The organism is Pseudarthrobacter sp. NPDC092202 (assembly GCF_044755505.1).
Classification (GTDB): domain Bacteria; phylum Actinomycetota; class Actinomycetes; order Actinomycetales; family Micrococcaceae; genus Arthrobacter.
This window is the reverse complement of sequence record NZ_JBIVRG010000001.1, coordinates 466,795-480,433: the sequence shown is the minus strand read 5'-3', so window position 1 is coordinate 480,433 and position 13,639 is coordinate 466,795. Positions and strand designations below refer to the sequence as shown.

At 62.1% G+C, this 13,639-nt stretch carries 12 protein-coding genes; 3 read left to right on the top strand and 9 right to left on the bottom strand.

Annotated elements, in window-relative coordinates; translation table 11 throughout:
• Nucleotides 1-234: 234 nt before the first annotated feature.
• The 9 genes from ACIQF4_RS02250 to ACIQF4_RS02210 form a co-directional block, all read right to left on the bottom strand.
• Entirely contained in the window at nucleotides 235-744 is a 510-nt protein-coding gene (locus ACIQF4_RS02250; RefSeq protein WP_400514129.1) for a hypothetical protein, read from the bottom strand.
• Nucleotides 745-1,114: 370 nt separating this feature from the next.
• Complete coding sequence (locus tag ACIQF4_RS02245) at nucleotides 1,115-1,396, bottom strand: hypothetical protein (RefSeq protein ID WP_400514128.1); 282 nt, start codon at nucleotides 1,394-1,396, stop codon at nucleotides 1,115-1,117.
• A 36-nt stretch (nucleotides 1,397-1,432) separates the two neighbouring features.
• Nucleotides 1,433-2,212 carry a helix-turn-helix domain-containing protein gene (locus ACIQF4_RS02240; protein WP_400514126.1) on the bottom strand — a complete coding sequence of 260 codons (780 nt, stop codon included), beginning with the start codon at nucleotides 2,210-2,212 and terminating at the stop codon, nucleotides 1,433-1,435.
• A gap of 177 nt (nucleotides 2,213-2,389) precedes the next feature.
• Nucleotides 2,390-2,665 carry a DUF6011 domain-containing protein gene (locus ACIQF4_RS02235; protein ID WP_400514125.1) on the bottom strand — a complete coding sequence of 92 codons (276 nt, stop codon included), beginning with the start codon at nucleotides 2,663-2,665 and terminating at the stop codon, nucleotides 2,390-2,392.
• Nucleotides 2,662-2,892 (bottom strand): hypothetical protein, encoded by a 231-nt coding sequence (locus tag ACIQF4_RS02230; protein ID WP_400514124.1) that lies wholly within the window; start codon nucleotides 2,890-2,892, stop codon nucleotides 2,662-2,664. Before ACIQF4_RS02230 ends, ACIQF4_RS02235 begins: the two co-directional genes overlap by 4 nt.
• 251 nt (nucleotides 2,893-3,143) lie before the next feature.
• The gene (locus ACIQF4_RS02225) at nucleotides 3,144-4,529 is read right to left on the bottom strand and encodes a recombinase family protein (RefSeq protein WP_400514123.1); all 1,386 of its coding nucleotides are present in this window, start codon (nucleotides 4,527-4,529) and stop codon (nucleotides 3,144-3,146) included.
• Entirely contained in the window at nucleotides 4,489-5,424 is a 936-nt protein-coding gene (locus tag ACIQF4_RS02220) for a type II secretion system F family protein (protein WP_400514122.1), read from the bottom strand. The genes ACIQF4_RS02225 and ACIQF4_RS02220 overlap by 41 nt, the downstream gene beginning before the upstream one ends.
• A complete protein-coding gene (locus ACIQF4_RS02215; RefSeq protein ID WP_400514120.1) occupies nucleotides 5,421-6,278 on the bottom strand; it encodes a type II secretion system F family protein in 858 nt (285 codons plus the stop codon). The genes ACIQF4_RS02220 and ACIQF4_RS02215 overlap by 4 nt, the downstream gene beginning before the upstream one ends.
• On the bottom strand, nucleotides 6,275-7,498 hold the full coding sequence (locus ACIQF4_RS02210) for a CpaF family protein (protein WP_400514118.1): 1,224 nt from the start codon (nucleotides 7,496-7,498) through the stop codon (nucleotides 6,275-6,277). The genes ACIQF4_RS02215 and ACIQF4_RS02210 overlap by 4 nt, the downstream gene beginning before the upstream one ends.
• Nucleotides 7,499-7,759: 261 nt before the next feature.
• Here ACIQF4_RS02210 and ACIQF4_RS02205 point away from each other — a divergent pair, with 261 nt between their 5' ends.
• The 3 genes from ACIQF4_RS02205 (at nucleotide 7,760) to ACIQF4_RS02195 (ending at nucleotide 13,597) form a co-directional block, all read left to right on the top strand.
• Nucleotides 7,760-10,159, top strand: a complete 2,400-nt coding sequence (locus tag ACIQF4_RS02205; RefSeq protein ID WP_400579828.1) for a hypothetical protein — start codon at nucleotides 7,760-7,762, stop codon at nucleotides 10,157-10,159.
• Between the two features lie 261 nt (nucleotides 10,160-10,420).
• Nucleotides 10,421-11,152 carry an LGFP repeat-containing protein gene (locus ACIQF4_RS02200; protein WP_400514114.1) on the top strand — a complete coding sequence of 244 codons (732 nt, stop codon included), beginning with the start codon at nucleotides 10,421-10,423 and terminating at the stop codon, nucleotides 11,150-11,152.
• A gap of 936 nt (nucleotides 11,153-12,088) precedes the next feature.
• Nucleotides 12,089-13,597 carry a GH25 family lysozyme gene (locus ACIQF4_RS02195; RefSeq protein ID WP_400514112.1) on the top strand — a complete coding sequence of 503 codons (1,509 nt, stop codon included), beginning with the start codon at nucleotides 12,089-12,091 and terminating at the stop codon, nucleotides 13,595-13,597.
• Nucleotides 13,598-13,639 lie beyond the last annotated feature (42 nt).

Below are 13,639 nucleotides of genomic sequence, written 5' to 3'. Positions count from 1 at the left end.
CTGCCCGCGCCTCGTCTTCAGCTACGTTGGCCGTTGCTGCATGTAAGCAGCTACCTCGACTCTAAACCCAGTGCAGCAAGCACTTGTGGAGACTAACGGCGGATGTGGAACGGACCCTTTGCCACCTACGTGCCAAGCCCGTCTCCGCCCCTGTCAGGCCAGCAACCACCAACTCGGCATGTCCGCCCGGACCCGGCGTGAACGCGCCGACAGGCACCGAGACAAGCCCGACAGCTAAGACTCACGGCCCAGGGCAGCCCCACAGTCAGCACACCCGCACTGCTCCCGGCTCATCCCGTACTCGTGCCCCGGCTTGTCAGGATTCCGCGCCCCGTACTGCGCCCGCGCCACAACAGCCTCGTCACAAGCCACGCACTCCCCCGGTGTCACCACCGGGTAGGCGCCCTGGCACTCCACCGACGGTCGATGGATCGCCGCGACCCACAGCTCCAAGTTGCTGGTCCCGTTCTCCCCCGGCCCGTCGGGCTCGGGCGCCTGCATAGACGCCTCCAGCCCCTTGATCGCCGCGTCATGCAGCTTGTGCGCCGCTGACAACGGCCGTCCCGCGGCCAGAGCCTCATCCAGCGCCCTCGCCCCGGCAACAGCCTGCGCCACCAGCAACTTCTGCGCCGCCGTCCCCTCCAGGGCCATCGACCGGATCAGCGCCCTGGTGCGCCGCTCCATCTCACCCTGCCTGCGGCGGGCAGCGGAAAGCGGTGAAGGCACGGGGGAATCAGCCGCCACGCCATGCTTCCTCCCCCGCTCACCCGCCACACACTGCCCGCAACGGCAGCCCTGACGGTAGCCAGGCGCCCCATGCCGCTTCACAGCCACAAAGCGGGGGTCCTTCTCAGCAGCCACAGCCGCCTCCTGTCCGTACGCGGTATTTCGCGATTCCCGACCATCTATAAAGAGGTGCACCTGGGCGGTCGTTGCCGTCTGGTGTCTGCTGAAAAGCCAGTCCCCCTCCGGCCCTTGCTCCCCGCGCTATTGCCGCTCCCTGCTGTCTCCGTGCTGTCTGCCCGTCTGTCGCGCTGTCACGGCTGGCTCTGGATGGTCATAGCTGAGCGGCCTGTTCGTCCCGGTCTCGGGGCAGACAGCCGGTCGCCACCGTTCATGGCATTCCGTACTTCGTCTCGAACACCAGGCTCAGCTTTGTAAGCCTGGCTATCTCTTCGTCACGGCCGCCGAGGCGTGGGTCGCCCGTCAACATGCCCAGCAGCACCAACGCTGCGTCCAGCAGCGCGCGTGCATCGCTCTCGTCTACCGGGGCCAGCGCCGCCCGGTCCTCAACTGCGCGGGCCGGGTCTTCCTCGTACAGCGAGCGCAGGAGCCCGAGTACCCTCCGCTGCTCCCCCTGCCTGATACCTGCCGTAGCCCCTGTGTTGTTGTCCATTTTGTTGTTCTCCTTCTCCATGTCGGCCACCGTCCGTCAATTGCTTGGTGTCTCTTCGTCTTCGCCCCAGTTGTCGTAGTCGAAGATGAGCTTCTTTTCGTTGCCTGTTGGGGGGCTATAGGACGCAAAGGGGTTCCTCCTTGCGCGCTCTTTCACTACGTGGTCGTGCGCCTCCAACATCCAGTTGCGCCAAAGCGGCTCCAGAGTGCTGAACCTCTCGGTGCCTGCTGCCTCGTAGTAGTTACGGAACTTCGTGGTAACAAGCTCCAGATTGGCTGCTGGCGCATTCTCACTAGCCCAGGTCTTCATCGAGGCTGAGATTGAAAACTCAGCAGGGACAGGAGATATGCGCGTGCGCGAACGCTGGGCAGTGGTTCCGAAGGAACCACCCTGTTCTTCTCTTCTTGTTCTTAAATGCTTATTGGGGTGCAACGAGCCCTGCACCTTAGAGGCGCCAGGTTGCACCTTAGAGGGTGGTCCAGATTGCACCTTGCCCACCTCGGTAAGGTGCAACGAGCTCTGCACCTTACCGCCTGGAATCACAAGGCGATATTCGTCCGCCAGGCGGCGGTCCGCGGCTACATTCTTGGACACGCTAGTACGCTCAATCCAGCCTTCGTCGCGGAGTTTCTTCATGTGCGACTTCACTGTGCGATCACTCTTGTCCAAGCGCTGTGCGATCGTTTTGTTCCCAGGGAATGCGCGACAGCCGTCCTTGTCGGCGTAGTCCCATAGGGCAACGCCGACAAGCTTGGTGGTGTCATGCAGCGTTGATTCCAGGAGCGCGCGGTGCCAAGCGAATTTGAGGTCAGTCATCGCTGTTCCCGTCTTCCTCGTCGATTGAGGCCAGGAGTGCGGCAACTCCCGTGTCACGTATCAGGCCCTTCGGGCTTGCTGCCTTGGCCACGACCTCTGCTACGCGCTTGGTCTCGGGTGGTAGGTCAGACTTACGAACAGCAGCCAGCCACGCCCGTCGGGTAGCACGGTTGGCCTTCACTTCCCCGCCCCCCGGCGAGCGCAGGTCGGGCCGAGTTTGGCTGCGACACTGGCTGCAGCCCACAGGGGCGCCCCGCAACGGGTGCAGCGTGCCGCCAGGGAAAGCCCGAAGGCGGCCGCCGCACGCCGCAGGAGTGCAAGAGTGACGTCCGAGGGGTTCGCGTGCTGCGCTACCGGCGGCACGTCAGCGGCGCCGTACTGAAACGGCAGGTCCCCAAGACCGGAAGCAGCCCCAGCGGATCCCCCGAAGGCTGGGGATTCCTCGTTACTCATGCTGCACCACCGCTTTGCGGCCGGAGCAGGCCAGCGATGCGGTCCCGCTGCTCAGGGGTAAGTGGCGGAGCCTCGGCCACGGCCTTGGAGACAAAAGCCGCAAGCTTGGCGGCCTTCAGTTCCTGCCGGGCGGCCACGAACTCCGGGTCATCGAGAGCGCGTGAACGAGAAAGGCCAGCTACGACGCCGCGGGCGTGGGCAACCTCTTTTGAGGGCGTACCAGGCAAAGCGATCACCTATCAGCTAAATGGAGTGGGCGCCCGCCCAATAAGGGGGGCGGCTGGTAGCCATTCGTGAAGGCCCTACAAGGGCTTTCAGATTCTGATGTGTCGCTTTCCTTGCGGAAGCTTGTCAGTCCTTGCCCCAGGTGAAGCGCCGGGGCAAGGGCACTGAGCTTATTTTACTAACTGCTTGTGCGGACAAACGGGGCTCCGGTGCCGCGACCTGGAAATGTGGAAGAAAAGTTCCTCGGAGAGGCCTACGCTGCTGCCTTCCAACCGATCTGTACCTGAGTGGGGCTGAACCTCACGCCCTTACCGGCTGGCAACACAGTGAGGTCCATCAGTGCTCTGACTACCTGCCGTTTGTTGGCGACAGGCAGCGCGTGCCAGGCTTCAGCTACATCCTCCGCGCCAATGACGCCTGCAGCCGGGTTCAAATGCTCGGCCGCAGTTATGGAACGCTCCACATCCGCGAGCGCCTTGCTCAGTTTGCCAGCCTGCTCCCGCACTGATGCAGCAGACATCAGCCCATCAGCCAAAAGGGATGCCAGGGCGTCACGCCGGTTCCGCAGCTCGGTCGCTTCCCGCCGCAGTTGCGCCGCGGTATCGGCGTTGGCGAAAAGGTCCGCGGCATCAGGGCGCGCGAGCAAGCCAACCGTCACACCTTCCACATATTCGTCAACCAAGTCCATGCGCCGCTGCATGCACAGCCCACCGAAGCAGCGGTAGATCATAATCGCCCGCCCCTTCTTCTTGTAAGGGGCTGCAAACATCTTGCGGCCACACTTACCGCACACCAGGATCCCGGACAGCAGATACTTTGCATTCAGGTCATCCGGGGCTGTCCGCCGCCTGGGGTCCGTCAGAATCTCCTCTAAGCGACGAGACGTTTCCTCATCGAGGATTGCTTCCCATTTGCCCGCTGCTTTGTCCTCGCCGTTATAGAGGCGCTTGCCAGCGTATCGGGGGTTCATCAGCACCCGGCGCAACTGCGTAACGCCCCACAGGCCCTGTTCCTTCGTGGTCGTCCTCAGCCCCGCAGCATTCCAGCTACTGACCACGCTGGTCAGGGTTGCGCCGCCTAGGATCGCTTTGGCAGCTTCCCGGATGGCTGCGGCCTCAGCCTCGACAGTCACCACCTTGCCGTCTTCGCGGTCGTAGCCGAATGGCCTGCGGCTCCAGAAAGCTTCCCCAGCCTCGGCACGCTGCTTGTTTGCCTCCCGCTGCCTGCGTCCCTTGTGCCCCACTTCCATTGCAGCGATAGCCGTGAGAATCTGCGCCACAGCTACGCCCGTTGGGTCCCCCAGGTCCAGGGAGACGCCGTGAACGCAGGCGATGTTTACTCTGTGCGCCTGCCCAGCCTCGATGATGCGCGTCAGGTCCTTCATCGACCGGGTCAGCCGGTCCAAATGCCAAACAACCACTGCGGACACCGCGCCCGCTTCAACTGCTGCAAGGAGCTGTTCGAAGGCGGGACGGGTCTTGCCTGTGCTGGCGCTGATGGCGTTGTCCGCGTACAGACGCGGGCTGTCCCACCCCTTCGCTTCTGCCAGGAGACGGCAGGCGGCCTCCTGTCGCTGGACAGCCGCTTCCGCTCCGGTCTTATGCTCGGACTGCCGTACGTATAACGCGGTGGTGCTCATGGCTCGAAGAGTACCCCCAGTACTGCACAATGGGCACCATCATGGCGATTTCCTTCTTGCCCGCAGCTTCCATAAGGTCGCGTTTGGCGATATCCCGCACGTCCTGGGCTTGGGCACGCAGGACATCCGCCAGGGGCGTGCCTCTCTGGACAGCAACTATGATGCCGTCGACGAACCTCACCAGAGGGGCCAGGTCGGTCCGTGCCGAGAACTCCTGCAATGCCTGCACCAGGGGCTTGCCCGCCCGGGTCTCCGCAAGAATGTCCGCGAACTCCTTGGTGAGCTCCCCCTTGGCGCTGCGACAAACCCGGTCGAGGGCTCCGGTGGCGCTCTCCCCTGCGCTGACGGCGAGCGCCATCAGTTCAGCCAGGCTCGGAAACTCCGCCATCATCCTGGATTCACGGCGTTTGACCTGTACACCAAGCCAATAGTCCCGCAGCATGAAGCCGCCCACAGCACTGCCCAGGACGGCGACCGCGGCGAGCAGTGGGTTGAACCTCCCGGCGGCGGCTCCTAGGGCAGTGACGCCAAGGGCGGCCACGAATCCGGCAGCGGCCCACAGTAGCTGCTCGGCCCGGAAGTCGATGGAGGTCTTGGTAATTCCTGCCTGCGCCAGCCGTCGTGCGGTCGCTCCGGGCGATGGATTCAGCCTCCCCAATGCCGCCATGCCGTCCCGGATCACCGGACGCAAAATCCTTTCAAGCGGACCGAACGGCGTCAGATTGGCCTCCCCCAGGCTCAACAGCCGGGATTCAAGGTTTTGGGACTTCAACTGCGGCTCAATGCGTTCTGTCAGGGTGGTGGCGCGCATCAACGGCGATCTGAAGATGACGAGCCACAGACCGGTCCCCAGGACAATCCCGCAGGCGACGGCGGCAGGAGATATGTCGATCACCTGAGCACCCGCTCATCCTGGGGCAGGGCCCCAATCCTCAGCATGATGGAGTAGCAGACCAGCGAAATTACCAGGCCACCTAGCAGGACTGCTGCACCCATGGCGGTGTTGTATGCCTGCACCGCCTCCGGTCTTGTTGCAAGCAGGAGCATGACGATCCACGGGGCCGCGACCGCAAGGCGTGCGGCGTTGACGGTCCAGGACTGCCTGGCCTCCAGTTCACTTCTGGTGCGTGCACTCTCGCGGAGGAACTCAGCCAACGTGCCGAGCAACTTTCCCAGGTCTGAGCCGCCAACTTCCCGGGTCAGTCGAAGGGCTTCGACTATACGGTCGGCGACCGGGTCTGCGAGCCTGTGCTTAAGTTTGTTGAGCGAGGCGTCGAACTGTCCTCCGGCGCGGTAGTCGGCACCGAACTCCCGGAATACGTGACGAAGCTCGTCGGGCCCCTTTTCCCCCAGCTGAATGAGGGCTTCCGGCAGCGGCAGGCCGGCGCGTATGGCGGAGCGGAGGTGATCAACGACGTCGGGCCACAATTGGCGCAACAACGCGCTTCTCTTTTTTGCCCTCCAGCGCAGGATGCTGATGGGAAGCCATGCGGCAAACAGCGCGAAGCAACAGGCGATAGGCCAGGAACGGCTAACGGCGTAAAACACCAATGCCACAAAGAGCCCCAGCCCCGCGCAGGTGCCGATGAGGCCCCCCGGGGATACTTTGTCGACACCGGCGGAGGCGAGAAGGTCGGCCAGGCGGCTTACCTTCGGCGCCTTGGGGCGCTGCTCAGGTGTCTCCCAGAAGGACCACCAGATGAGGAAGAGGCCCGTCCCGGCGCCGATACCCAGCAAAGCCGACGTCATCGCGGATCCAGCAGCGCCGCGACGTCGTACCCTGCCCGGCTGAACTTTTCCGCGGCCGGCATCGAGCTGGCACGTGCCTGAAGGGTGCCGTCCACCATCGCAAAGACGGGAGACGACTCGATAATGCCGTTCTCCACCCGCCGGCCCAAGGAGAGGATTTCAGTGACTTCCCTACGGCCGTTGGCCTTCCGGCTGCAATGAACCACAAGGTCGATACAGGACGCGACCGTTGGGACGACAAAGGCTGAAGAGATGTTCTCGCCTGCGAGCAAGGGCAGCGTGCAGATCTTGGTGACCGCGTCATGGGCCGAGTTCGCGTGTACGGTGCACATGCCTGGCAAACCACTATTTAGGGCGATGAGCATGTCCAGGCTCTCAGCTTCACGGACTTCCCCCACCACCAGGCGGTCCGGACGCATGCGGAGCGCTTCCTTGACCAGGCGCCGCAACGGAATTTCGCCCTCCCCCTCCAGGTTCGGTTGGCGGCACTGGAGTCCTACGACATCGCGCAGGGGAAACTGCAGTTCGAAGATTTCCTCAACGGTGATCACGCGCTCCCGGCTGCCTATGCTCGCAGCCAGGCAGTTAAGCATTGTGGTCTTGCCTGCCTGGGTGGCGCCTGAGACCAGGATGTTGAGGCCGCTGGAAACGGCTGCACCCAGAAAACGGGCGGACTGCGGCGTCAACGTGCCCAGCTCGACAAGATGTTCGAGGCGGCTGGCCTTGACCACGAACTTCCGGATATTGACTGCCCAGTGCTTGCGGGTCACATCCGGGATGACCACGTGGAGCCTGGACCCGTCAGGAAGCGCTGCGTCCACGAACGGAGAGGACATGTCCAGCCGGCGGCCTGAGCTTTTCAGCATCCGCTCAACCAGGTCCCGAACCTGCTGCTCCGTGAGGCTGAGAGAGGTCAGCTCGGATTCACCGTTCCGGGCCACAAAAATTTCGTTGGGAGCGTTCAGCCAGATCTCTTCGATGGTTGAATCGTCCAGCAGCGGCTGAAGGACGCCGAAACCTGCGACCGCGTCAAAGAGGAACCTGCGGGCCGCGTCCAGGGGCCCAAGCGGAGGCAGCGGACCCAAAAGCGCCCGCTCATCGTAATCCGATACCGCCGCCTCGACCAGGCGGCGAACCTCGCCGGCCTGATGAAGCGGATCAAGCCCTCGACGACGGATAAGCTCGCGGACTTCATCCTCGACTATTCCCAGCGCGTCCATACGTTCCCCAATACAACTGCCGCCCCCGGCGGAGGCAGTGCAACTGGGATAAAGCTTAAGGACGGTCCAGCACTGCAACAAGTCATATCGGCCAACCTGTGGACAACCATGGTTGATGATCTTCCCTGTTCAGAGGGGTGGGGCCACACCGGCGGAGGGATCCGGCCCCTGACTTTTGAGTACAGGCGGCAGCGCGAGTGCTGCATACCCCCAAATCTAGGTATCCGCTACTCGTGCGGGCAGATGTTGCAGAAGAGGTTAATGATGTGCGGGGGCACCAGCTTCCTCAGGGACCTGGACGCGACAGCGTTGGGGGCGGACCGTTTAAGGAGAACCGTGAAGAAAGTGATACAACGCGCCCTGAGCCAAGGACTGGCAACAGCCCTTGTCCTCGCCGGGCTCAGTGCTGCAATGGGAGGGCCTGCCAGCGCAACGGTGCCGCCGCCGGCCCCGCCAGCACCAACCCATGGCACCGCCAGCTTCAGTTATGCCGGTGTCGCAAATCCACCCACCTCGGACAAGCCCCAGAGCAAGCTGTGGTGGAACGACGGCTCCTGGTGGGCCGATATGTGGACGTCGAGCGGATGGCGTATTCACAAACTGGACCGCGCCGGGAAGCAGTGGGTGGACACCGAAGTCCCGATTGACAACCGCGCGAACACGCTGGCAGATACACTGTGGGACGGCACCCACCTCTACATCGCCTCCCACGTGGTCACGATTTCCACCGAAGGCGGACCCAAAGCTTCCCGCCCTGACTCCCCGGCAAAGCTCTACCGGTACAGCTACGCCAATGGGAAATACACGCTGGACAGCGGATTTCCCACCGAGATCACCAGGAACAGCAGTGAGTCGATGACTATCGACAAGGACAGCACAGGAAAAATCTGGGCTACCTGGACCCAGGTGTCTGGCGTGACCACGGGGGGATATACCAGCGCGGTGATGGTCAACAGCTCAGCCGCGGGCGGCACCTCATGGGGCGCGCCACAGACTCTTTCCGGGGAGAACGCGCCGGTCGCCCCTGACGACATCTCGTCCATTGTGGCCTTCGGCAACAACAAGATCGGGGTCATGTGGTCCGACCATGTTACCGGCTCGGTTTGGTGGGCCACCCGCACTGACGGCCAGTCCGACGACTCGTGGAAGGTGCAGTCGGCCGTCCGAGGTCCAAACCAGGCTGACGACCACCTCAACATCAAATCCTTGCAAGCGGACAGTAGTGGCCGCGTCTTCGCAGCGGTCAAGACGAGCTTTGATATGAACACCACCGCAAAAAACTCGGATCCGCAGTTGCAGTTGCTGGTGTTCAAACCGGCCACGGGGGCATTTGACAAGTTCACCATCTCGACGATCGGCGACTGCCACACCCGTCCGCAGGTTGTGCTCGACCCGGAAAATAACAAAATCCATGCCTTCCAATCCGGTCCGGCAACAACGGTGACCGGCTGCCCGTACAGCGGAGTGTCAGGCGCCATTTATCAAAAGACAGCTTCCTTGGACAACCCCGTCTTCCCTTCAGGACGGGGCACCCCGGTCATTCAGGACGGGACACCCAGCGTCAACAACGTGACCACCACCAAGCAGACTGTAACCCCTGAAAGCGGCGTGGTGGTCCTGGCCAGTGACAACGAGGAAGGACGCTACTGGTTCGCCGACTTCGGCGGCACCACCGAGGAGGAGACCTACACCGTCCAAGGTCCTATTGGCGAAAAGTATGCCGAGGTATCCGACCTTGTCGGGCTTCCGACTGCAAATGAGGTAACGGGCCAGCGGTTCGGAGGCTCCTACCAGCAGTTCGAACGCGGAATTATTGCCTATCTCCCGGATACGGGCGCTTTCGCGGTCGCCAACGGTATCAATACTGTCTGGAACAGTATTGGGGCCCACAACAGCGACCTCGGCTACCCAACATCAGACGAGTACTCACCCATGGCCGGCGGCGTAATGCAGGACTTCCAGTTCGGGAAGATCTCGTGGAACGCTGCGACCGGGTCCCGCATCACCAAGGGTGGCATCGGCGCCACCTGGGACGATGCCGGTGGACCGCTCAGCGGACTTGGCTACCCCACCACGGACGAATATTCACCAATGGCCGGTGGAGTCATGCAAGGTTTCCAGTACGGCAAAATCTCATGGACGGCCGCGACAGGCGCACGCATCACAAAGGGCGGCATTGGGGCAACCTGGGACAAGGTCGGCGGCCCGCTCAGCGGACTTGGCTACCCCACCACGGATGAATACGCCACCGCCAACGGCGGAGTGACGCAGGCCTTCCAGTACGGTCAGATTGTATGGTCGCCTTCCACTGGTGCCCGTTTCATCAAGGGCGGGATTGGTCAGACGTGGATCAACGCTGGGGGGCCCAACAGTGGGCTCGGTTATCCGACGTCGGACGAAATTAGTGGGCTCGTCCGGGGCGGCGCAAAGCAGTACTTCCAAGGTGGGGAGATAGTTTGGTCACCCGCTGCAGGCGCCCGCATAGTCACCGGCGGCATCAGGACCGCCTGGGTCGGCCAGGGCTCGGAAGGCGGACGTTTGGGTTACCCGACAACCAATGAATACGCCGCCAGCGGCGGCGGTCGCGCGCAGGACTACCAGGGTGGCCGGATTATCTGGCGATCAGGAAGTGTCTCTATCCAATATGCGTCCATTGCTTAAGCCAGCGGCAACTGTCTAGGTCACCGCACACGGCAGGGCAGGCGCGGTAAACCTCCGGTGATGAAATCGAGGTGACCGGCGCAGCGGCCCGGAGTTATAAATGAATGCAAGATGCCCCGCCCTCCAATATCTGAGGGCGGGGCATCATTTTGTCTGCGGCGCCAGCATGACGATCGAATGAATATGTTATGGCGCAGGTCAAAAGCTCGCGCATAATGAGTCATCCGGTTCGCAGGGGCCGCCACAGTCTCAGGAAAAGTTATGGGGAGAAGAACGATGAAGTTTAGAAGCAGATTGGCGTCAGCAGTTATAGGAGTGCTTGCGCTGTCAGGGCTTGGGTCGGCGGCCGGCGCCTACACACCAACAGTAAGCGGCGCAATCGGCGCCAAATACTACTCGATGGGTGGTCCCTCATCCCAGCTCGGACAACCGCTGTGGAACGAGTACCCGGTCACCGGAGGGGCTCAGCAGGATTTTCAAGGCGGGATTATCTTCTGGTCACCGGTAGGAGGAGCACACCCGCTTTGGGGGGCCATCGAGAATAAGTGGTACGCCGGTCACGAAGCGGGCTGGCCCCTCCGTGACGAAGAACCGCTCGGCGGCGGCGCCATCGCCCAGCACTTCACAAACGGAACCATGTACTACACGCCGCAGATTGGTCTCCACTACATCGGGGCCGGCATCCGCGAGGCCTGGTGGAACAAGGGCGGGCAGACGGGGGTAGCGGGCTACCCGGTGTCAGATGAAGGCTACTGGTACGCAGGAGGGGCGATTCAGGCCTTCCAGGGTGGAACCTTTTACTTCACACCCCAGTATGGGACCCGACTGCTGCAGGGCGCCATCCGCTGGGAATATGAGCGGAGCGGTGGCTACTTCTACTTAGGCCGCCCCGTGACGGACGAATACTCTGCAAACGCATCGACTCGTGCGCAGCGCTTTGAAGACGGCATCATTTACTGGTCTAACGGAAGAATCTGGACCGAGAGGTACTAAAACACCCGCCGGACCCTTCGGCTGGTCACGGGAGCGAGAAAAATATTCTGAGTTGCAGTAAGCCTCCTGTGACAATGGTTCAGTCTCTCTCGTGGCATAGACGGCGGAAGGCCGTACGGTGCAAGGCGGGCGCAGTCCCCACCTAAGCAAGTATTCAGCTCGTTGCACCCATGACAGGCCACCATCATGGGTGCACGACGCTGGCGAACACCGCCAGCACTCTGCCGCCTGCAAGCGCTCGCATCATGGCGTATCACGGCGGTAAAGCAATCAAAAGCAGCGAATCCCCTCCCTGTCCAGGGCCTGCGGCCGCAGTGCACGGTCGGGAGGCACAAATCACAGCAGCAACAACTGAACCACTAGTTGCAGTGGTAACAGCAGTGCTAAGGTGAGCGCGTTAACTGTTGAACCACCACCTGCCCTGTGCATTCCCTGGGGGGAAATCACCTGCGCAGCAAACCAAATGAGCGCTCGGCGAAGCGCCGCATTGTCTCCGGAGCAAAAATGAAGCGGAACCTGTCTCAGTCCCGTCGCCCCGCGTTTATGTCCTTGGGAATAGCGCTTCTGGCTGCAACCCTTGCAGCCAGCCCAGGTGTAGCGGGCGTTGAAACCACCGTGGAGCCCACTCCTGCGCCGGCTGTTTCCTCCCCCGCAACTGCAACGCCGGGTCCCGTACCGACTTCCCCGTCAACTGCAGGGTCGGATGCTGTGTCACCGTTGCCTGCCGTGCCGTCCCCGTCCCCTACGCCGACAGAGACGGCTTCAGTGGACACGACTTCTCCCCAGCCGGCGCCGACAACAGCGCAGTCGATGGCGGAAGCAGTCGGGGTGGGCGGAGCTGAAATGGGACAGCGGTCCGCTCGCGTCACCGCTGCTGCTCCGTCGGGGCCCGTCATGAGGCTTAGTACGGAGTCTTTGTCCAGCGAGGGCACTTGGATGCCCACGTTCGGTGTTCAGGGACTGGACGTAAGCGGACACCAGCCCAGTGTGGACTGGCAGCACCAGTGGAACATGGGTGCACGTTTCGCTTATGTCAAGGCGACAGAAGGCAACTACTACAAGAATCCTTCGTACAGCTCGCAGTACCAGGGTTCGCGAAACGTAGGGATGATTCGCGGCGCCTATCACTTTGCGATTCCCAACTGGTCATCAGGAGCCGACCAGGCGCGGTACTTCGTGCAAAACGGCGGAGGCTGGTCTGCAGACGGTTACACCATGCCGCCAGTGCTGGACTTCGAGTTCAATCCGTATGAGGGCCGCACCATCAATGGTTTTTACTTCGGCAACACCTGTTACAACATGTCCCCGTCGCAGCTTCAGTCCTGGGTTCGGGACTTCGGGAACACCATGCAGGCGCTGACCGGCCGATTGCCGGTCATATATACCAACACAAGCTGGTGGAACCAATGCCTCGCCAACCCTTCAGGATTTGGTGACTACCCGCTCTGGATTGCCGCCTACCCCAGCTCGCCTACGAACAACGCCGGACCGGTTCCCACTGCCAGCTGGAGCGGCTACAGCATGTGGCAGTACAGCAGCACCGGGCCGTTTGCCGGCGACTCGAATGTGTGGAACGGCGATTATGCAAGCTTGCAGCGTTTTGCCCGTGCCGGGAGTGGCATCGAGGAAGCCTTCAATCGGGAATACCAAGCGTCCAGTTCGTGGCTAGGGAACCCTTGGGGACCAATAGCCTGCGGGCTGGTGAACAACGGCTGCTACCAGATTTTCCAGGCCGGGTCGATCCAATGGTCCCCTGCCACGGGAGCCCACTCAGTCCGTGACGGAGCAATACGCGGGACTTACCAGCGGTCGGGATCCGAAAACGGGCCCTTGGGATACCCCGTCCTGGGCCCCGAAATTTGCGGCCTTAAAGGCGGCGGCTGCTACCAGATGTTCCAAGGTGGAGCCGTCATCTGGAACTCCGTTACTGGAGCACAGATCAGCCTCGCGGGTCCCATCCGGGACCGCTACGCTTCCATGGGTTTTGAAAACGGCCCCCTGGGATACCCGACCTCCAGCCAAGTGTGTGGTCTGGCTTCCGGCGGATGTTCCCAATCCTTCCAAGGAGGAGACATCCTGTGGTCATCAGGCTCTGGGGCCTATGCGGTCACAGCGGGCGCCATTAGGGCTAATTACGGAAGCCTCGGCGCGCAGGGTGGGCAGCCCGGCTATCCCGTCAGCAACGAAGTATGCGGGCTCAAGAATGGTGGCTGCTACCAGTTCTTCCAGGGCGGCTCAATGATCTGGTCGTCAACCACAGGCGCGCATTTCAGCCCGTTTGGCTCAATCAGGGGAGTCTGGGCGTCCCAGAACTTCGAAAACGGCTGGCTGGGATACCCCTTTACAAATGAGTATTGCTCCTCATCGGGCGAATGCCGGCAAGATTTCCAGGGCGGGTCCCTCATATGGACCCCGAAGACCGGTGTCAGCGTCTACCGTCGATAGAAAAATAGGTTGTGACGTCGGCCCAGGACGGTAACTCGACGC